Consider the following 19300-nt stretch of genomic DNA (forward strand, 5'->3'; position numbering starts at 1 on the left):
CTATCAAGCAAAATATACACATTGGCATTTTATAATGTTAACACAGCTAGGAAACTGCGTCAAACTTTTTTAGCTTTGATTATATAGTAGCCCTTTTTTTTCAGTACAACCTCGACTTCTCCAAAGAGCTGCTCTAATTTTTCAATCGCAGATGGCCCACCTTGCTTTTTCTGAATAACCACCCACAACTCACCTTCCGGCAATAAATGATCAGCACTTTTTTCAAAGATCGCATGTACAACTTTCTTCCCTGCCCGTATTGGGGGATTGGTCAGTATAGAGGCAAAAGCAGCTGAGGAATGAACATTCGAGAACAAATCACTTTGATAGATGCGGACATTATCAATGCGATTATGTTTAGCGTTTTCCTTTGAAAGTTCGACTGCTCTTTCGTTCACATCAATCATATGAATGGTACGGCTAGTCATTTCGTTTGCTAACGATAAGCCGATCGGTCCATAACCGCAACCGACATCTAAGACATCGCCATCCAAGTCAGGTTCTTCGAAAGCTTCAATTAAAAGCCTTGAACCAAAGTCGACTTCTTTCTTAGAAAACACTCCACTGTCACTTGTAAAAGTAAAGGTACGGTTTCTCAAGGTGAAGTCCCATGTCTGTTTATTGCTTTTCACTGATGGCTTTTCCGTATAATAGTGGTCACTCATTGTGAATGGACCTCCTCTGGATTCAATCGTTTCAGGAGATTAGAAAAGAAAAAGCCCGCCAGTAAAAGCGAGCTTTCCCAAAAGATTAGGCGAAGATTACTTAACTTCTACAGAAGCGCCAACTTCTTCAAGCTTAGCTTTAAGTTCTTCAGCTTCTTCTTTAGCAATACCTTCTTTAAGTGGTTTTGGAGTGTTGTCAACAAGTTCTTTAGCTTCTTTCAAGCCAAGACCAGTGATTTCACGAACCACTTTGATAACTTTGATTTTTTGGTCTCCAGCACCAGCAAGTACTAGATCAAAATCAGTTTTTTCTTCAGCAGCAGCACCGCCACCAGCAGCTACAGCTACAGGAGCAGCAGCAGTTACGCCAAATTCTTCTTCGATTGCTTTTACTAAGTCGTTTAACTCAAGTACAGTTGCTTCTTTAACTGAAGCAATGATTTCTTCGATATTTAAAGCCATTTGTAATTCCTCCATTTTAAGTTTTTTTACGCAAACGTAAAGTACGCATTAAGCGCCTTGTTCTTCTTTTTGATCTGCAACTGCTTTAGTAGCAAGAGCAAGGTTACGAACTGGAGCTTGAAGAACGCTAAGCAACATAGAAAGTAAGCCTTCGCGAGACGGAAGTTCCGCAAGAGCCTTCACTTCTTCTACAGTCGCTACGTTTCCTTCGATGACACCAGCTTTGATTTCTAAAGCTTCGTGGCTTTTCGCAAATTCGTTGATGATTTTCGCAGGTGCGATAACATCTTCGTTACTGAATGCGATAGCGTTTGGACCTGTTAAGAAATCGTTTAAACCCGTTAGTTCAACTTGTTCAACTGCACGGCGAGTCAAAGTGTTTTTGTAAACTTTGAATTCTACGCCAGCTTCACGAAGCTGTTTACGAAGTTCAGTCACTTCAGAAACTGAAAGACCGCGGTAATCTACAATGACAGTAGACATACTATCTTTAAATTTAGAAGTAATTTCATCAACGACAACTTTTTTAGTATCGATTGCATTGCTCATGGTTACACCTCCTGTACATTCTTTGTGTAACACTTATACCGATCAGGCCATCACGTTCCTAACGAACGGTTCTCCATATAAAAAGCCTCCATTAAGACATGGAGGCTGTATATACAAGCATACGTTAACGTAAGACTGTGACATATACACCTCGGCGGGTTATTTAAGCCATAAGGCCCCTGCTGTCTACGGTATAAATGGACATTATTCTATTTTACAACATTTTGATATTATCAAAATGGTTGTCATAAGTCAAGAATTATTTTGCAGAGAAAGAAGATGGATCCACTTTCACGCCAGGGCCCATAGTAGATGTAACAGAAACGTTTTTCACGTATACACCTTTAGCCGCTGCAGGTTTTGCTTTAAGGATTGTGTCATAGATTGTTGCAAAGTTCTCAACAAGCTTTTCGTCCTCGAAAGAAACCTTTCCGATTGGCGCGTGGATGTTACCAGCTTTATCAACGCGGTATTCTACTTTACCAGCTTTGATTTCATTGATTGCTTTTTCAACTTCGAATGTTACAGTTCCTGTTTTAGGGTTTGGCATAAGACCTTTTGGTCCAAGAACACGACCGATCTTACCAACTTCACCCATCATGTCAGGTGTCGCAACGATTACATCGAAATCAAACCAGCCTTGTTGGATTTTAGTGATGTAATCAGAATCTCCAACGTAGTCTGCTCCAGCAGCTTCTGCTTCTTTTGCTTTTTCGCCTTTAGCGAACACAAGAACGCGTTGAGTTTTACCAGTTCCGTTAGGAAGTACAACTGCACCGCGGATTTGTTGATCGTTTTTACGAGGGTCTACGCCCAAACGAAAAGCAACTTCTACAGTCGCATCAAATTTCGCTGTATTTGCTTTTTTTGTAAGAGAAACAGCTTCAGCTACATCATACGCTTTAGTACGTTCGATCAGCTTAGCAGCTTCTACATACTTTTTACCTTTTTTAGCCATTATAAAAATCCTCCTTATGTGGTTTTAGCGGAATAACCTCCCACGAATAAGGGTTGCGAACTTGTCAAAACCAAACTCGCAACCCAACAAGACAAAAAATTAATCTTCGATGACAATACCCATACTGCGTGCAGTACCTTCAACCATGCGCATAGCTGATTCAACGCTAGCAGCGTTTAAGTCAGGCATTTTTGTTTCCGCGATTTCGCGTACTTTATCACGCTTAACAGTTGCCACTTTATTACGGTTAGGTTCACCAGAACCAGACTCAATACCAGCTGCTTTTTTAAGTAAAACTGCAGCAGGTGGAGTTTTAGTAATAAATGTAAATGAACGGTCTTCAAAAACCGAAATTTCAACAGGAATGATAAGACCAGCTTGGTCAGCTGTACGAGCGTTAAACTCCTTACAGAATCCCATGATATTAACACCGGCTTGACCTAGTGCAGGTCCAACTGGTGGAGCTGGGTTAGCTTTTCCAGCAGGAATTTGCAATTTAACAACTTTAACTACTTTTTTAGCCACGAGACACACCTCCTTAAAGTCCGTGATGTGGTAATAGGGGAATCCCCCTCCCACTCAACAACTTCATTCTTTATATGAATGACGAAATAACTAGCTAGCGATCTTGAGTGAACTCAAGACGTACCTTTGCTATATTACCACTTCTATACACTCATTTCAAGCTCTTTTGAATTACAATTTATCGATCTGTGTGAACTCAAGTTCAACAGGTGTTTCTCTACCAAACATATTAACGAATACTTTGACTTTGCTTTTATCGTAGTCAATTTCTTCAATAGAGCCAGTGAAGTTAGCAAATGGTCCATCGATGACCTTAACTGTTTCTTTTAGTTCAAAGTCGATTTCTGTTTTGCGCTCTTCAAGACCCATTCTCTTCAGAATGGTTTCAGCTTCGCCTGGCAGCAGCGCAGTCGGCTTTGAGCCTGATCCAGCTGATCCAACGAATCCAGTGACACCCGGTGTATTACGCACGACATACCAAGAGTCGTCAGTCATCACGATTTCCACTAGGACATAGCCAGGGAATACTTTCTTTTTGACAACTTTTTTCTTACCATTTTTAATATCAGTTTCTTCTTCTTCTGGTACGACGACGCGGAAGATTTTATCCTGCATGCCCATTGATTCAACACGCTTTTCCAAGTTCGCTTTTACTTTGTTTTCATAGCCAGAGTACGTATGCACAACATACCAATTCTTTTCCATTTTCGTTCAGGACTATTTAGTCCTTCCCTCCCCACATTTCGTAATGTCTATTTGACGAATCTCGAGTACCGGTAAATATTTTCAAGCAATTGAAAAAACCCGTAAAACGGGTTTTTTGGCAAGTCATATTATGATCTATTATAGCACGTTCAGCAGACCATTATTCAAGTATTAATGAATTAATTCGATTAATTGTGAGATTCCTATATCAAGAAAAGAGAAAAAGATGGCAAAGAATACGACTGTTAAAATAACAGTGATTGTGTAGCGGACCATTTCGTTCTTCTTTGGCCAGCTGACCTTTTTCATTTCTTTTCCGACACTTTTTAAGAAACTGATAATACGCATGTAAAAGACCTCCACAGATTAAAGAACGCAAATCTTACTTCGTTTCTAAATGTGTTTTATGTGAATTACAAGTCTTGCAATATTTCTTAACTTCTAATCTTTCAGCTGCTGAAGCAACACTTTTCATTGTCGTATAATTGCGGCTTCCGCAGTCTTTACAGGCTAGAGTAATCTTTTTCCTCATTTTTACACCTATTTTCTCGACATCATTTCATTAGTACCTTATCACAGTGTCGAAAAAGCTGTCAATATAGGTTTGATTAGAGACTAATCTCGCGAAGCTCTAAATATTTCTCTAATTTTCTCTTTACTCTTTGGAGTGCGTTATCAATTGATTTCACATGACGGTTTAAATCTTCAGAAATCTCCTGATAGGATCTGCCATCAAGATAAAGCACAAGTACCTTTCTTTCCAGCTCGCTTAGCAGTTCACCCATCTTCATTTCGATATCATCAAATTCTTCTTTGCTAATGATTAAGTCTTCTGGGTTAAGCGCTTTAGCACCGGAAATGACATCCAATAAAGTTCTGTCCGATTCTTCATCGTAGATCGGTTTGTCTAATGATACATAGGAATTTAACGGGATATGTTTTTGGCGAGTAGCTGTTTTAATTGCGGTGATAATTTGGCGGGTAATACATAATTCTGCAAAAGCCTTAAATGAAGTAAGCTTGTCCTCTCTGAAATCGCGGATAGACTTATAAAGTCCGATCATTCCCTCTTGGACAATGTCCTCTCGATCCGCTCCTATCAAGAAATAAGATCTTGCTTTCGCACGTACAAAATTGCGGTATTTCGTTATTAAATAATCTAGCGCATCACTATCTCCGACATGAACCCTTTCAATGACTTGTTCATCTTCCAACTGGCAAAATTGCTCTCTGATGGACTTACCCTTGCTGTTGTTTAGATTCACTTCGATCCCCCCGACCGCACCTAGATAGAAATATTATACATTAATGGTTGAAATATCGTCAAGCTATTCCAGATTCCCACGCCGCCATTTTTCAAACGTTTTCAATACATCTTCTGACAATTCAATCTTAGATGCTGGTTTATCAGAAGTAATCTTTTTGACCCTCGTTTCAATCTTTCGTTCTATCACTTCAATCTCTCTTAAAAGCTCACGAGCCGACTTCCGAAGAGCACCTTGTCCAAAAATAGCCCATTGTTCCGTAAAATCTGAGGTTGCCACATGAATTTGCGTCCGAATATTATTCAAATCCTGTGCCAGTTTTTCAATCCGCTCATCCGCCGTTTCATTCTCTCTCGTAAAGATGACCTCTACTCGGTGATTAGTCCGCTTTTTTTCAATTCCTTTGACCATATGGGCATCGAATACGACAATGACTCGATACCCTGTGTATGCTTGATATTCTGCTAAATGTTGAATCAGCACGTCTCTGGCTTCTTCAAAGCTGTTTTCCTTTAAGTGCTGCAGCTGAGGCCATGCACCTATCATGTTGTATCCATCGACTAAGAGGATATCCATCTCTATTCTCCTAACGGATAACGTTTTCGATACACTTCATACATCAATAGACTAGCGGCAACTGATGCGTTTAACGAAGTAACCTTCCCGGCCATAGGCAGTTTAATTAGAAAATCACACTTTTCCTTAATCAATCGGCCAATTCCTTTTCCTTCACTGCCAATCACAAGAGCCAGCGGCATTGTACCATCAAATTGTCTGTAATCCTGTTTAGCAGACGCATCTGTTCCCGCAACCCAGATTCCTCTTTCTTTCATTTCATCAAGGGCTCTTGAAAGATTGGTTACTTTAGCGACTGGAATATGCTCGATTGCTCCAGTGGATGCCTTAGCAACTGTTGTTGTTAGACCGACTGCTCTCCTTTTCGGAATGACAATCCCGTGTGCACCTACAGCATCTGCCGTACGCATAATAGATCCTAAATTATGCGGGTCTTCAATTTCATCTAAAATCAGAAAGAAAGGCTGTTCATTCCGCTTTTCAGCGATTTGATACAGATCGTCCAATTCTGCATATTCATATGCTGCTACTTGTGCAACGATTCCCTGGTGCTGACCTGTAACCATTTGATCAAGCTTTTTCCTCGGAACATACTGAATGGTGATATTTTGCTTTTTAGCGAGTTCAATGACCTGCTGGGCTTGTCCTTTTACAGTGTTTTCTGCCATCCAGAGCTTGTATAACTCCCGATCTGACTTCAGTGTCTCAATCACTGCATTTTTCCCAATGACATAATCATGTTGCTGACTCATTTGTCTTCCTCCCTGACGTTCCGATTTCAATCGCCTGACCAATCAGCTCTTCTAAGCGTTCGTCCTGCTTTTCGATAAATAAATAACCCATGAGCGCTTCAAACGCTGTACTATAACGATACGTTTGAACGTCTGTGTTTTTAGGCACTGTGCCTGATTTTGCGTTTCTTCCTCTTTTCAGCACCGCTTCTTCTGCTTCAGTGAAAAAACCTTGCTGCTGAAGCGTAAATAAAATAGCAGCTTGTGATTTTGCTGAAACAATTTTGCTTGCTCGTTTGTGCAGCTCATTTGGTTTTGTCGCCCCCGTTTGGAGGAGGTGATGCCTCACATATACTTCAAAAATGGCATCACCCATATAAGCTAGCGCAAGTCCGTTCAGCTGTTTACCGTCTTTCAGCTTTTCAAAATTCAACATTGCCTATTCTCCTCTTTTCCAGCGAGTACCTTGAGGAGTGTCCTCCAACACAATATTCATGCTCTTTAATTGATCACGTATTTGATCAGATAGGGCAAAGTCACGATTTCTTCTAGCTTCATTACGTTTTTCAATTAACGCTTCAACCTCTTCGTCAAGCGTGTGCTTTTCTTCTAATGAGAAGCCAAGAACAGACGTAATTTCTTGGAACAAGCCGATAAATGCCTTGATCACTTCCTCCGAAGTATGATCATTTTCCATATAATAATTCGCCTGTTTCGCTAATTCGAATAAAACAGAGATTGCATTTGCCGTATTGAAGTCATCGTTCATTTCAGAAATAAATGTCGCACGCTGCTCTTCAACTTTTGCCAGCCATTCAGCATTGTCTTCCGTGATATTCGTGCTGCTCTCAAGACGATGATGTAAATTCGCATACGATGTCTTGAGTCGGTTAAACGCACTCTTTGTACTTTCTAATAAATCCATTGAGTAGTTAATTGGGTGACGATAGTGAACCGACAACATAAAGAAGCGGAGCACATCAGGATCTTGTTCTTTCACAATGTCATGCACCAGCACAAAGTTGCCAAGTGATTTTGACATTTTTTCATTATCAATATTAATATACCCGTTATGCATCCAATACTTCGCAAAAGGCTTCCCTGTCAAAGCCTCAGATTGAGCAATTTCATTCTCATGGTGCGGGAATGTTAAGTCCTGCCCGCCAGCATGAATGTCGATCGTATCACCTAAATATTTTTTGACCATTGCCGAGCATTCGATGTGCCAGCCTGGGCGTCCTTCGCCCCACGGGCTATCCCAAGAGATCTCCTGATCCTTTGCAGCCTTCCAAAGAGCAAAGTCCAGTGCATCTCGTTTCTTTTCACCTACACGAATACGGGCACCTGTCTTCAGCTCATCAATTGATTGGTGAGAAAGCTTTCCATAGCCTTCAAATGAGCGTGTGCTGTAATACACGTCGCCATCTGCTTCATAGGCGTAGCCTTTTTCAATCAATGTCGCAATAAACGCAATGATATCATCCATGTTTTCCGTCACTCGCGGGTGAAGGTCTGCTTTTTTGCACCCTAGTGCACTGACGTCTTCGAAGTAGGCCTGGATAAACCGGTCAGCAATTGTCGGCACATCTTCTCCGAGTTCGTTGGCTGCTTTGATGAGTTTATCATCCACATCTGTAAAGTTTGATACAAAGTTCACATCGTAACCGCTGTATTCCAAATACTTACGTACAGTGTCATAAACAATAGCAGGTCTAGCATTCCCGATATGAATGTAGTTATAAACGGTTGGTCCGCACACATACATCTTGACCTTTCCTGGCTCAAGCGGGACAAATTCTTCCTTCTTACGTGTCAATGTATTATAAATATTGATTGTCATGATTGTTCTTCCTTTCTGCTCAATGAAGCCAGCTCACCTTTTAGCTTTTCCATTTCTCGTTCCAATTCTTTAAAACGATCAGAAACTGGATCTGGCAAATCTTGATGATTGAGATCACGATTGATTTTCTTTCCATTTTGAACGACGACTCGCCCAGGTATACCTACAACGGTGGAATGATCTGGGACGTCCTTTAACACGACCGACCCTGCACCAATCTTGGACCCTTTTCCAACCGTGATAGAACCAAGCACCTTGGCACCTGTCGCAATGAGGGCATCGTCTAAAATGGTCGGATGCCGCTTTCCCTTTTCTTTCCCTGTTCCCCCTAATGTCACGCCTTGGAAAACAGTGACGTTGTCTCCAATTTCACATGTTTCCCCGATCACGACGCCCATGCCGTGATCAATGAAGAACCGCCTGCCAATGGTTGCCGCTGGGTGAATCTCCACCCCTGTGAAAAAACGGCTGACCTGAGAAATGATCCGCGCAATAAAATACAGCTTACGCTTATAAAATGCGTGCGCAATACGGTGAGCCCAAATCGCATGAAGCCCTGAATAGGTTAGCACTACTTCAATATAGCTTCTAGCAGCAGGATCTTGATCAAACACAGTATCAATATCTTCTTTCAGCATTTTGAAAAACACATGCTCCCCCCGTTCTTCCCCATCAATCTCTCTTAGGACTTGCTCTCTTTTTTTGGACAAATAAAAAACGCCTCTGCCATATGACAGAGACGTTTTGAAAACGCGGTTCCACTCTGTTTAGAAAGCCAATTATCTTGCAGCCTTCTCAACTTAATCCCATAACGGAGGGTACCGCCCTTGCATACTAACATACGTGTTCCTCAAGGGTCTTGAGGGTGCATTTCCAATGTCTTCCCATAAGTCTCTTTCAGCCGGTGGAGACTCTTTCTGTGATGGACGAGTACATTGTACTTCTCCCTCGCAACGATTTCTTTATATTTGTTTAATGCGGTTTAATACCGTTTCTTTACCTAGCAATTCAATACTTTGCGGAAGTTCTGGGCCATGCGTTTGTCCTGTGACAGCCACACGAATCGGCATGAATAGTTTCTTGCCTTTATGCCCTGTTTCTTTTTGTACCGCTTTAATGGCAGCCTTAATTTCATCAGGTGTGAAAGACTCAAGCTGTTCAAGCTGACCTGCAAAAGATGCCATAACTTCAGGTACTTGCTCCTCTGCTAGAACTTCCTTTGCCTCTTGATTATACTCAATTTGCTCCTTAAAGAACAACTCTGTTAACTCAACAATTTCTGCTCCGTAGCTTAATTGTTCGTGATACAGAGAAATAAGCTTACGTACCCACGTGTTTTCTTCTTCAGTCAGCTGCTCGCTTACCTTGCCTGCCTTTTGAAGATGCGGAAGTGTTAGTGCCACAACCTGATCAAGATCAAGTGCTTTCACGTATTGGTTGTTCACCCATTTTAGTTTATGCATATCGAATAGAGCTGGTGACTTAGAAAGTCGGTTCACATCGAAAATGTCGATGAATTGCTCTTTTGTAAACAGTTCTTCTTCGCCTACTGGAGACCATCCAAGTAATGCAATAAAGTTAAACAGGGCTTCAGGTAAATAGCCTAAATTCTTATATTGCTCGATGAATTGAATAATCGATTCATCACGTTTACTTAATTTCTTACGGTTCTCGTTCACAATCAACGTCATATGTCCGAATAGCGGAACATCCCAGCCAAATGCATTAAAAATCATGATTTGTTTAGGGGTATTTGAAATATGATCTTCTCCGCGAAGAACGTGAGTCATTTTCATCAAATGATCATCCACGGCTACTGCAAAGTTATAAGTTGGCGTACCATCTTTCTTCACAATAACAAAATCACCAATGCCGTCTGTTTCAAATGAAATATCACCTTTGACCATGTCGTCAAATTTGATGATTTCTCCTTTTGGTACTCGGAAGCGGATGCTTGGCTCTCTTCCTTCAGCAATCAGCTTGTCCTCTTCTTCTTTTGATAAATGACTGCATTTACCAGAATATCGAGGCATTTCGCTGCGGGCGATTTGTGCTTCACGCTCTGCCTCTAGCTCTTCTGCCGTACAATAGCACTTATACGCCAAGTCCTTCTCTAACAGCTCATCATAATATTTTTTGTAAATATCATTACGCTCTGATTGTCTGTAAGGACCGTAACCGCCATCTTTATCAATGCTCTCATCCCAATCAATACCGAGCCATTTCAGGTGGCGAAGCTGGCTTTCCTCCCCGCCTTCTACATTGCGCTTTTGATCCGTATCCTCGATTCGAATAATAAATTTGCCGCCTTGGCTGCGTGCGAACAAATAGTTGAAAAGAGCCGTTCTAGCATTCCCAATATGTAAATGACCAGTTGGACTCGGTGCATAACGAACACGCACTTCATTTCCCATGAGTTTAACTTCCTTTCATCTGCATCATGTTGTCTGACACCAATTTTTTATAAACGTATTTTATCATCAAAACCCATTCTCATCAAAATGGATTTTACTTTTTCTGAAGAAGCACTGTTGCCTGAGAAGCAATTCCTTCGCCTCTTCCTGTAAATCCGAGTTTCTCTGTTGTTGTTGCTTTGACATTCACCTGTGTGACATCTGCCTCAAGTGCTTCTGCAATTTTCTCACACATTGGCTGAATGTAAGGTGCCATTTTGGGTTTTTGCGCCATGATGGTGCAGTCAATATTCACAAGTGTGTAGCCCTTTTCTTTCACTAGTGCCCACACATGCTGCAATAATTTAAAAGAATCTGCATCCTTAAACTCAGGGTCAGTGTCTGGGAAATGTCTGCCGATATCTCCTTCAGCAATCGCACCTAGGCATGCATCTGCCACCGTGTGAAGCAGTACGTCAGCGTCTGAATGCCCTAGCAGTCCCTTTTCATAAGGGATGGTGACTCCACCGATAATTAGAGGTCTCCCCTCTGTTAATTGATGTACATCAAAGCCTTGTCCTATTCTCAACATGATCTAGTACCCTCTTTCCGCATCCATAATTGCCTTGGCAACCAATAAATCATCCGGTGTTGTCAGCTTAATATTGGTATAGTCTCCTTGGACAATATACACATTCTCGCCATGTAATTGTTCAACTAGGCTGGCGTCGTCTGTTCCAAGGAAGCCTGTCCGCTCAGCATATTCATGCGCCTCTTTTAAAATAGAATGACGAAAAGCTTGTGGGGTCTGGACTGCCCACAAGCTCTGACGTTCAATGGTTTGTTCCACTTTGCCTTCTTGAACGCGTTTGATTGTGTCTTTCACTGGTACCGCCACAACTGCGGAGCCTTTTTCAATCGCTGCTTTAACGAGCAAGTCAATCTGTGTATGCTTAATAAAAGGCCTTGCCCCATCATGAACAAGCACGATGTCCGCATCTTTCACAGCCTTTAATCCTTCGTATACACTTTGCTGACGTTCTTCACCGCCAGTGACAAGTGAAACAGGCGTTTGAAAAGCGTGTACCTTGAGTAGCCTTTCAAAGTCTTGACGCTCCTCTTCATTGATCGCTAGGATCATGCGTTTGCATTGCGCATGAGCGTCAAACACCTTTAATGTATGAATGATGACCGGCATTCTTTTCAGCTCAATAAAAAGCTTATTGCGGCCGGCCTTCATTCGTTTCCCCTGCCCCGCAGCCGGAATAACTACTTCATAATACATGTTCGTTCTCCCTTTAGAGCGCCTTCTCCAGAAGTTTTGGCTTCGCAAAAATCATTCTTCCAGCAGCAGTCTGCAGCACACTAGTGACGAGCACATCGATGTCTTTTCCAATGTAATTGCGTCCTTCTTCGACCACAATCATCGTACCGTCATCTAAGTAAGCAACACCTTGGTTATGCTCTTTCCCATCTTTGATGACCTGTACCTTCATTTCTTCCCCAGGCAGTACAACCGGTTTAACGGCATTGGCTAGATCATTGATGTTTAACACTGCTACTTTTTGAAGTTCGCATACTTTATTTAAATTAAAATCATTGGTCACAACAACACCTGAAGTTAATTTAGCGAGCTTCACAAGCTTGCTATCAACCTCTTGAATGTCTTCGAAGTCACCTTCGTAAATTTCAACTTTGATATCCAACTCTTTTTGAATACGATTTAAAATATCAAGACCTCTTCGGCCTCTATTTCTCTTTAATACATCTGAAGAGTCTGCGATATGCTGTAATTCCTCGAGCACAAATTGAGGAATGACCATAACGCCTTCTAAGAATCCAGTTTGGCAAATATCTGCGATTCTTCCATCAATGATAACACTTGTGTCTAAAATTTTCAGCTTTTTATCTTCTATTTCAGGTTCATCATCAGCTGTTCCTTTTTTCTTGCTGACCTTTGCAGATCGGGAGAACAGCCCTATCATTTCATCCTTCTTCTTAAACCCTACCTGAAACCCAAGGTATCCTAAAAAGAAAGCCAGGAAAATCGGAATAATGGTACCAAAAATATGATATGGGATATTGTTTAGCGGGATCACGTTTACAATAAGATATGCTAGAATAAGTCCAAATACTAATCCGAAACTTCCAGATATAAGATCAGGAAGAGGCGCCTTCAAGAGAGAATCCTCGATCCATTTTACCCAATTTACCACATAACCTGTGCACCATTTACCAATGATGAAGAACACAAAGGCTCCTATTAGTGCTGAAGAGTAAGCATTTGTTATGAAAGGTATGTCCTTTGCATTTAAAAGCAGAAATAACTCTGGAATAATAAAAATTCCCACAACTGCACCCAAAATGATAAAAAACGCCTGAACGATTCTTTTTAACATACCTTCACCTCCTTTATTTTTCATCTGTCAATCCACCTTCATCTGACATTAATATATGTTTAAGTTTCCTATCATGAGCAACAGAAAACAAAACCATCATTAATATACCCATATTCATCCATTTTTAACCGTAATAGAGAAAAATTTCTCTTCTTAAAGCTGACGGTCAATGTAATGTTTTTCTTGTAACCTTTTTAATCCTTTTTTTATCTTTTTCGCTCTTACTTCTCCAATTCCTTCTACTTCATCCAATTCTTGTACATCTGCTTCCATAATTCGATCTAACACACCGAATGCTTCAACCACATTTTCGACGATTGGCATTGGCAGTCTAGGGATTTTATGGAGCAACCTGTATCCTCTTGTGTACACATATTCGTCAATATTTGTAGAAGCTGGATATCCAAGTAACTTGTACAGAATGGAATCATCTAAAAGCTCAAAGCTCGACATATCTTGAAGTTGTTTCAGCAGCACATACGGATCTTTAATCTTTTCTTTCACGTAATCTTTGATAAATAAAGCCGCTTCCTGCTCCATATCTGTAATCAGCTCATTGACCTGCAGACGGATCAAGTGCCCTTCTGTTCCGAGCTCTTTGATATACATATTGATTTCATTTTTGATTCTTAGTACCATTTCGTAGCGGTGCAACACGGATAATACATCACCAAAGGTCACAAGCTCTTCAAATTCTAGGGCGCTTAACGCAGAAATGGCGTGATCTAAAATGGTTTTATATTTTTCAAGTGTCTGAATGGCTTGATTGGCTTTTGTTAAAATAAAGCCAATATCTTTCAGCGTATAACGACGATTCCCTTGGTATAAGGTAATGACGTTCCTCCGTTCAGAAATGGCAATGATTAAGCAGCCTGTCTGCTTCGCTACACGTTCAGCCGTACGGTGCCTCATGCCTGTTTCCGATGAATGGATGGTTGCATCTGGCATCAGCTGTGTATTCGCATACAAGATTTTTTGACCAGAATCGCTAAGAATAATGGCCCCGTCCATCTTTGCCAATTCATATAAATGTGCTGGGGAGAAGGCAGAATTAATATGAAATCCTCCATCTACCACACTCTTTACTTTGTCATTATAACCAACAACAATGAGACCGCCAGTATTGGCTCTCAGGACGTTTTCAATCCCTGCCCGCAGAGGTGTTCCTGGTGCTACAAACTGTACAATATCTAAGAGATCGAGTTCTCTCGCTCCTTTTTTCTCTTTTTCCATTTCTATGATCCCCCTAGTGAAATTCGAAGTGCCTCCGCTACATTTTCTACACCAACTAACTCAATCCCTCTCGGCTTTTTCCATCCATCTATATTCGCTTGAGGAATAAACATTCGCTTGAATCCTAGTTTCGCAGCTTCCTGCACTCGTTGTTCAATTCTTGATACTCTTCTGACTTCTCCCGTCAGACCGACCTCTCCTATAAAGCAATCCGCTTGATGCGGCGCTGCGTCTTTAAAGCTTGATGCAATACTGACGGCAATGGCTAAGTCAATCGCCGGTTCGTCAAGCTTCACACCGCCTGCGACCTTTAAATACGCATCTTGGTTTTGCAGCAGCAGCCCCACGCGTTTTTCTAAAACTGCCATGAGGAGCGACACTCGATTATGATCAAGGCCAGTGGCCATTCTGCGCGGATTCCCAAAGCTTGTCGGGGAAATTAACGCCTGTATCTCGACAAGTACGGGTCTTGTTCCTTCCATTGAGGCAACAACACACGAACCAGATACACCTGCCGACCGCTCTTCTAAAAAGATTTCTGAAGGGTTTAATACTTCCGTGAGCCCTTCCTCTCTCATTTCAAAAATTCCCAATTCATTCGTTGAACCAAATCGATTTTTGACCGCCCGTAAGATACGAAACGTATGATGACGCTCGCCTTCAAAATAAAGAACTGTGTCCACCATATGCTCTAAAAGGCGTGGACCTGCGATTGAGCCTTCTTTGGTCACGTGACCAACGATAAAAATAGGAATACCATTTGTCTTGGCAATTTTCATCAGCTGTGCTGTACATTCTCTTACTTGAGATACAGAACCGGGAGCTGACGTAATATCGCTTTGATAAACGGTTTGAATCGAATCCACCACAACAAAAGCAGGTTTCATCTCCTGTATAGCAGACGTTATATACTCCATATCGGTTTCAGCCAAAACATGTAAAGAGGCGCTTTCAATGCCAAGGCGGTCCGCTCTTAGCTTCGTTTGTTTAATGGACTCCTCACCAGATATGTATAACACATTCTGATTTTTGTCTGAGAGCTGTGCTGATACTTGTAATAATAATGTGGACTTCCCAATCCCAGGATCTCCGCCAATGAGAACAAGAGAGCCTTTGACAATTCCACTTCCTAACACTCGGTTAAATTCTTCTAAATTCGTTTTAATTCGGGGTTCTTCGGATGTTTCAATTGCAGATATAGGTGAAGGTTTTTGAATGGTTTGAACAGAATGATTAAAAGCACTTCGACGGTTTGCCGGCTCTTTGCGAACGACCTCTTCTGTCATACTGTTCCACGTGCCGCAGCCTGGACATTTCCCCATCCATTTGGCTGACTCATAACCGCACGATTGGCATATAAATTTTGATTTTGTCTTAGCCATAGATTGAAGAATACAACTCCTTATACTGGTCAGAAAATAAGTAAAGGGAGGCATACACCTTGCTGGTATGCCTCACACTTTTTTCTTACTATATTAGTTCGTAGCAGCCGTCGCTTTTACGACAATTTCTCCATCTTCCACATCTAATACGATATGTTGACCTTTTTCAATATTGCCCTTCAGAAGCTCTTCAGAAAGTCGATCTTCCACGTGCTTTTGAATCGCTCTTCTTAACGGGCGCGCACCGTACTCAAGATCTACACCTTCGTCGGCAATCTTCGCTTTTGCTGCTTCCGTCAATTCAATTGATAGGTCTTGTTCTTTTAATCGTTTTGTCAATTGATCAGACATGAGAGACACGATCTCTTTTAGATGTTTCTTCTCAAGCGAGTGGAAGACAATGATTTCATCAATACGGTTGATAAACTCAGGTCTAAACGCACGTTTCAGCTCGCCCATCACTTTGCCTTTCATATCCTTGTAATTTTGACCTTCATCCTGCACGTTAAAGCCAACATATTTATTGCGCTTCAGCTCACTAGCTCCAACGTTTGATGTCATGATCAAAATCGTATTTCTGAAGTCAACGGTACGTCCTTTAGAATCAGTCAGACGACCATCTTCTAACACTTGCAGTAAGATATTAAATACATCTGGATGCGCCTTTTCAATCTCGTCTAAAAGAACGACAGAATAAGGTTTTCTTCTCACTTTTTCAGTCAGCTGTCCACCTTCATCATAGCCGACATAGCCTGGAGGTGATCCGACAAGTCTGGATGTAGAGTGTTTCTCCATGTATTCAGACATATCAATACGGATCATTGCTTCTTCATCACCGAAAATAGACTCAGCGAGTGCTCTTGCAAGCTCTGTTTTACCGACCCCTGTTGGTCCTAAGAAGATAAAGGAGCCGATTGGACGCTTCGGATCTTTCAGGCCAGCACGTGCACGTCTCACAGCTTTCGCTACAGCGACAACGGCTTCATCCTGCCCGATCACACGAGAGTGGAGCAATTGTTCCATATTCAGAAGCTTATCTGTCTCCGTTTGAGCAATTTTCGAAACAGGAACTCCCGTCCAGCTGGAAACGACCATTGCAATATCATCTACAGATACCTCTGAATTCTCTTGTCCCTGCTTTTCTTTCCATGATTTCTTTGTGACTTCTACTTTTTCACGCAAACGCTGCTCTGTATCGCGAAGAGAAGCTGCTTTTTCAAATTCTTGACTTTGAACAGCCGCATCTTTTTCCTTGCGTACTTCATCCAGCTTTTGCTCTAGTTCTTTTAGGTTAGGCGGTGTTGTGAACGAACGTAAACGGACTTTCGAACCTGCCTCATCAATTAAATCAATCGCCTTATCTGGAAGGAAACGATCAGAAATATAACGGTCAGACAGCTTCACTGCCGCCTCAATCGCTTCATCTGTAATAGACACACGGTGATGTGCTTCGTACCGGTCTCTAAGTCCTCTTAAGATTTGAATACTTTCATCAACAGACGGCTGATCTACTTGAATTGGCTGGAAACGTCGTTCAAGCGCAGCATCCTTTTCAATATATTTACGGTACTCATCTAACGTTGTCGCTCCAATACATTGAAGCTCTCCACGTGCTAAGGATGGCTTCAAGATATTAGATGCATCAATTGCACCCTCTGCTCCACCAGCACCAATGAGCGTATGAAGCTCATCGATAAAGAGAATGATATTTCCTGCCTGACGAATTTCGTCCATCACTTTTTTCAAACGATCCTCGAATTCACCACGATATTTCGTACCAGCTACAACTGTTCCCATATCTAGTGTCATCACTCGTTTATCACGCAGGATTTCAGGTACTTCATTATGAATAATTTGCTGTGCAAGACCTTCTGCAATGGCTGTTTTACCAACACCAGGCTCACCGATCAGTACAGGGTTATTTTTTGTTCTTCTACTTAGAACCTCAATGACACGTTGAATTTCTTTGCTTCGGCCAATGACAGGGTCCAAGCTGTCCTCTTTTGCGATAGCTGTCAAATCTCTTGCCAAGCTATCTAGTGTTGGTGTATTTGCATTGCTATTAGAGCCGGCCGCAGATGCACCTGTTTCATTGCTTCCAAGCAGCTGCAGGACTTGCTGACGTGCTTTATTTAAGCTCACTCCGAGGTTATTTAAGACACGGGCAGCGACACCCTCTCCCTCACGAATAAGGCCTAATAGAATATGTTCTGTCCCTACATAGGAATGACCTAACTTTCTTGCTTCATCCATTGAAAGCTCAGTGACCTTCTTCGCTCTAGGCGTATAATGAGGAATAGCTTGAGACACCTCTTGCCCTCTTCCAATCAAGCTTTCGACTTCTTTTTGGATTTTATCTGAAACAAGGCCCAGTGCTTCTAACGCTTTGGCAGCGATGCCCTCACCTTCACGTACAAGGCCAAGTAAAATGTGCTCAGTACCAATATTCTTATGGCCTAGGCGAATGGCTTCTTCTTGTGCAAGTGCTAATACCTTTTGAGCTCTTTCAGTGAATCTTCCAAACATCATATCGTTTCATCCTCCTGTCCATTCCTATGCATTTCTAAGCGCAGCCTTTCTCTTATGATCGCTGCTCGTTTTATATCTCGTTCATTTGGCTCCAAGGCTCCTCCTGAATATTGCTGAAGGAAGCCAGGCTGGGTCAAAATCATGAGTTCATTCAGTATATTACTTGAAAGCCCCTTAATGATACCTAAATCAATTCCAAGCCGCACATCTGACAAACACTTTGCTGTTTCCTTTGATTCAATCATACGACAATTGGCCAAAATCCCTAAAGAACGGTACACTCTGTCCTCAAGTTCAATTTTAGATGTTTGATATAACGCTTTTCGTGCAGATCGCTCTTGTTCAATGAGCTGAGCGGTCACACTATTCAAGTCATCTACAATGTCTTCTTCTGATTGACCAAGTGTCATTTGATTTGATATTTGAAAGATGTTCCCTATTGCTTCGCTGCCCTCACCATAAATTCCTCTGACCACAAGACCTAATTGATTAATGGCCGGAATAATCCGATTCATTTGTCTTGTGAGCGCTAATGCCGGTAAATGCATCATGACCGAAGCCCTAATACCTGTACCTACATTGGTCGGACAGCTTGTTAAGTATCCTCGCTTTTCAGAAAACGCATAATCCACTTGCTCTTCAATCCAATCATCTACCTGATTAGCCGCTTTTAGTGCATTGGCTAGCTGAAAACCAGGGAATAAGCATTGGATTCGAATATGGTCTTCTTCATTTAACATCACACTGATTTCTTCATTTTCAGAAAGCAAGCAGCCGCCAAATCTCGATTCAGCTAAATTGGGGCTAATCAAGTGCTTTTCAACAAGGACCCTTTTTGCTAAAGGCTGGGTTTCATTCATTCGAATCAGAACAAAGTTTCCGATGTCCTTCACTTCCTGGCTAGCAAACTTTTGCTCGAATTGCTGGAGAACAGCTTCAGCTTCTTCTTGAGAAAACTGAGTTGGGAAACGAACATGCTCTAGATTGCGTGCTAGCCGGATACGACTGCTTAGAACAATGTCACTTTCTGGTCCTTTTTGTTTCATCCACTGACTTAAAGCGTCTTGAATAAAATGCTGGAGCGACAT

The 19300-nt window shown here is 41.7% G+C and carries 22 protein-coding genes and 2 other annotated features; all 22 genes read right to left on the reverse strand.

What is annotated here, in order from left to right:
- Positions 1-59: 59 nt before the first annotated feature.
- Positions 60-665 (reverse strand): class I SAM-dependent methyltransferase, encoded by a 606-nt coding sequence (locus tag JVX94_RS13990; protein WP_024425591.1) that lies wholly within the window; start codon positions 663-665, stop codon positions 60-62.
- Between the two features lie 96 nt (positions 666-761).
- Complete coding sequence (gene rplL, locus JVX94_RS13995; RefSeq protein ID WP_008345418.1) at positions 762-1127, reverse strand: 50S ribosomal protein L7/L12; 366 nt, start codon at positions 1125-1127, stop codon at positions 762-764.
- 48 nt (positions 1128-1175) lie between these two features.
- Positions 1176-1676 carry a 50S ribosomal protein L10 gene (gene rplJ / locus JVX94_RS14000; protein ID WP_024425590.1) on the reverse strand — a complete coding sequence of 167 codons (501 nt, stop codon included), beginning with the start codon at positions 1674-1676 and terminating at the stop codon, positions 1176-1178.
- A 69-nt stretch (positions 1677-1745) separates the two neighbouring features.
- Positions 1746-1886 (reverse strand) — a sequence feature (ribosomal protein L10 leader region).
- A gap of 49 nt (positions 1887-1935) precedes the next feature.
- Positions 1936-2634 (reverse strand): 50S ribosomal protein L1, encoded by a 699-nt coding sequence (gene rplA / locus JVX94_RS14005; protein WP_003217271.1) that lies wholly within the window; start codon positions 2632-2634, stop codon positions 1936-1938.
- 99 nt (positions 2635-2733) lie between these two features.
- Positions 2734-3159, reverse strand: a complete 426-nt coding sequence (rplK, locus tag JVX94_RS14010) for a 50S ribosomal protein L11 (protein ID WP_003216956.1) — start codon at positions 3157-3159, stop codon at positions 2734-2736.
- Positions 3160-3330: 171 nt separating this feature from the next.
- Entirely contained in the window at positions 3331-3864 is a 534-nt protein-coding gene (gene nusG, locus JVX94_RS14015; RefSeq protein WP_003217197.1) for a transcription termination/antitermination protein NusG, read from the reverse strand.
- A gap of 171 nt (positions 3865-4035) precedes the next feature.
- A complete protein-coding gene (gene secE / locus JVX94_RS14020; protein ID WP_008345422.1) occupies positions 4036-4212 on the reverse strand; it encodes a preprotein translocase subunit SecE in 177 nt (58 codons plus the stop codon).
- Positions 4213-4246: 34 nt separating this feature from the next.
- Complete coding sequence (gene rpmG / locus JVX94_RS14025) at positions 4247-4396, reverse strand: 50S ribosomal protein L33 (protein WP_008356502.1); 150 nt, start codon at positions 4394-4396, stop codon at positions 4247-4249.
- A 76-nt stretch (positions 4397-4472) separates the two neighbouring features.
- The gene (gene sigH, locus JVX94_RS14030) at positions 4473-5129 is read right to left on the reverse strand and encodes an RNA polymerase sporulation sigma factor SigH (RefSeq protein ID WP_008345424.1); all 657 of its coding nucleotides are present in this window, start codon (positions 5127-5129) and stop codon (positions 4473-4475) included.
- 63 nt (positions 5130-5192) lie between these two features.
- Positions 5193-5705 carry a ribosome-dependent mRNA decay endonuclease Rae1/YacP gene (gene rae1, locus JVX94_RS14035; RefSeq protein ID WP_024425589.1) on the reverse strand — a complete coding sequence of 171 codons (513 nt, stop codon included), beginning with the start codon at positions 5703-5705 and terminating at the stop codon, positions 5193-5195.
- 2 nt (positions 5706-5707) lie between these two features.
- Positions 5708-6457 carry a 23S rRNA (guanosine(2251)-2'-O)-methyltransferase RlmB gene (rlmB, locus tag JVX94_RS14040; RefSeq protein WP_034665632.1) on the reverse strand — a complete coding sequence of 250 codons (750 nt, stop codon included), beginning with the start codon at positions 6455-6457 and terminating at the stop codon, positions 5708-5710.
- On the reverse strand, positions 6441-6872 hold the full coding sequence (locus JVX94_RS14045) for a Mini-ribonuclease 3 (RefSeq protein WP_024425587.1): 432 nt from the start codon (positions 6870-6872) through the stop codon (positions 6441-6443). Before JVX94_RS14045 ends, rlmB begins: the two co-directional genes overlap by 17 nt.
- A gap of 3 nt (positions 6873-6875) precedes the next feature.
- Positions 6876-8276, reverse strand: coding sequence for a cysteine--tRNA ligase (gene cysS / locus JVX94_RS14050; RefSeq protein ID WP_144486222.1), 1401 nt, complete (start codon positions 8274-8276; stop codon positions 6876-6878).
- Positions 8273-8926, reverse strand: coding sequence for a serine O-acetyltransferase (gene cysE, locus JVX94_RS14055; protein WP_024425585.1), 654 nt, complete (start codon positions 8924-8926; stop codon positions 8273-8275). Before cysE ends, cysS begins: the two co-directional genes overlap by 4 nt.
- An 82-nt stretch (positions 8927-9008) precedes the next feature.
- Positions 9009-9239, reverse strand: a binding site (T-box leader).
- On the reverse strand, positions 9239-10690 hold the full coding sequence (gltX, locus tag JVX94_RS14060; protein ID WP_041105654.1) for a glutamate--tRNA ligase: 1452 nt from the start codon (positions 10688-10690) through the stop codon (positions 9239-9241). Its footprint overlaps the feature before it by 1 nt.
- 94 nt (positions 10691-10784) lie before the next feature.
- The gene (ispF, locus tag JVX94_RS14065) at positions 10785-11261 is read right to left on the reverse strand and encodes a 2-C-methyl-D-erythritol 2,4-cyclodiphosphate synthase (RefSeq protein ID WP_003216928.1); all 477 of its coding nucleotides are present in this window, start codon (positions 11259-11261) and stop codon (positions 10785-10787) included.
- A gap of 3 nt (positions 11262-11264) precedes the next feature.
- Positions 11265-11954 (reverse strand): 2-C-methyl-D-erythritol 4-phosphate cytidylyltransferase, encoded by a 690-nt coding sequence (ispD, locus tag JVX94_RS14070; protein ID WP_003217158.1) that lies wholly within the window; start codon positions 11952-11954, stop codon positions 11265-11267.
- Between the two features lie 13 nt (positions 11955-11967).
- Positions 11968-13068, reverse strand: a complete 1101-nt coding sequence (locus JVX94_RS14075; protein WP_205183536.1) for a PIN/TRAM domain-containing protein — start codon at positions 13066-13068, stop codon at positions 11968-11970.
- 153 nt (positions 13069-13221) lie between these two features.
- Positions 13222-14301, reverse strand: a complete 1080-nt coding sequence (disA, locus tag JVX94_RS14080) for a DNA integrity scanning diadenylate cyclase DisA (RefSeq protein ID WP_024425581.1) — start codon at positions 14299-14301, stop codon at positions 13222-13224.
- Between the two features lie 2 nt (positions 14302-14303).
- Complete coding sequence (radA, locus tag JVX94_RS14085) at positions 14304-15683, reverse strand: DNA repair protein RadA (RefSeq protein ID WP_025092231.1); 1380 nt, start codon at positions 15681-15683, stop codon at positions 14304-14306.
- Between the two features lie 93 nt (positions 15684-15776).
- Positions 15777-18212, reverse strand: a complete 2436-nt coding sequence (clpC, locus tag JVX94_RS14090) for an ATP-dependent protease ATP-binding subunit ClpC (RefSeq protein WP_048240170.1) — start codon at positions 18210-18212, stop codon at positions 15777-15779.
- Positions 18209-19300 carry a protein-arginine kinase McsB gene (mcsB, locus tag JVX94_RS14095; protein ID WP_058838237.1) on the reverse strand — a complete coding sequence of 364 codons (1092 nt, stop codon included), beginning with the start codon at positions 19298-19300 and terminating at the stop codon, positions 18209-18211. Before mcsB ends, clpC begins: the two co-directional genes overlap by 4 nt.

The organism is Bacillus sp. PDNC022, assembly GCF_016919285.1.
GTDB lineage: Bacteria > Bacillota > Bacilli > Bacillales > Bacillaceae > Bacillus > Bacillus safensis.

What these genes read in the sequence shown, in the direction of transcription:
- JVX94_RS13990 (WP_024425591.1), bottom strand. Translation starts at nt 665, where the DNA reads ATGAGTGACCACTATTATACGGAAAAGCCATCAGTGAAAAGCAATAAA.
- rplL (WP_008345418.1), bottom strand. Translation starts at nt 1,127, where the DNA reads ATGGCTTTAAATATCGAAGAAATCATTGCTTCAGTTAAAGAAGCAACT.
- rplJ (WP_024425590.1), bottom strand. Translation starts at nt 1,676, where the DNA reads ATGAGCAATGCAATCGATACTAAAAAAGTTGTCGTTGATGAAATTACT.
- rplA (WP_003217271.1), bottom strand. Translation starts at nt 2,634, where the DNA reads ATGGCTAAAAAAGGTAAAAAGTATGTAGAAGCTGCTAAGCTGATCGAA.
- nusG (WP_003217197.1), bottom strand. Translation starts at nt 3,864, where the DNA reads ATGGAAAAGAATTGGTATGTTGTGCATACGTACTCTGGCTATGAAAAC.
- secE (WP_008345422.1), bottom strand. Translation starts at nt 4,212, where the DNA reads ATGCGTATTATCAGTTTCTTAAAAAGTGTCGGAAAAGAAATGAAAAAG.
- rpmG (WP_008356502.1), bottom strand. Translation starts at nt 4,396, where the DNA reads ATGAGGAAAAAGATTACTCTAGCCTGTAAAGACTGCGGAAGCCGCAAT.
- rae1 (WP_024425589.1), bottom strand. Translation starts at nt 5,705, where the DNA reads ATGGATATCCTCTTAGTCGATGGATACAACATGATAGGTGCATGGCCT.
- rlmB (WP_034665632.1), bottom strand. Translation starts at nt 6,457, where the DNA reads ATGAGTCAGCAACATGATTATGTCATTGGGAAAAATGCAGTGATTGAG.
- JVX94_RS14045 (WP_024425587.1), bottom strand. Translation starts at nt 6,872, where the DNA reads ATGTTGAATTTTGAAAAGCTGAAAGACGGTAAACAGCTGAACGGACTT.
- cysS (WP_144486222.1), bottom strand. Translation starts at nt 8,276, where the DNA reads ATGACAATCAATATTTATAATACATTGACACGTAAGAAGGAAGAATTT.
- gltX (WP_041105654.1), bottom strand. Translation starts at nt 10,690, where the DNA reads ATGGGAAATGAAGTGCGTGTTCGTTATGCACCGAGTCCAACTGGTCAT.
- ispF (WP_003216928.1), bottom strand. Translation starts at nt 11,261, where the DNA reads ATGTTGAGAATAGGACAAGGCTTTGATGTACATCAATTAACAGAGGGG.
- ispD (WP_003217158.1), bottom strand. Translation starts at nt 11,954, where the DNA reads ATGTATTATGAAGTAGTTATTCCGGCTGCGGGGCAGGGGAAACGAATG.
- JVX94_RS14075 (WP_205183536.1), bottom strand. Translation starts at nt 13,068, where the DNA reads ATGTTAAAAAGAATCGTTCAGGCGTTTTTTATCATTTTGGGTGCAGTT.
- disA (WP_024425581.1), bottom strand. Translation starts at nt 14,301, where the DNA reads ATGGAAAAAGAGAAAAAAGGAGCGAGAGAACTCGATCTCTTAGATATT.
- radA (WP_025092231.1), bottom strand. Translation starts at nt 15,683, where the DNA reads ATGGCTAAGACAAAATCAAAATTTATATGCCAATCGTGCGGTTATGAG.
- clpC (WP_048240170.1), bottom strand. Translation starts at nt 18,212, where the DNA reads ATGATGTTTGGAAGATTCACTGAAAGAGCTCAAAAGGTATTAGCACTT.
- mcsB (WP_058838237.1), bottom strand. Translation starts at nt 19,300, where the DNA reads ATGTCGCTCCAGCATTTTATTCAAGACGCTTTAAGTCAGTGGATGAAA.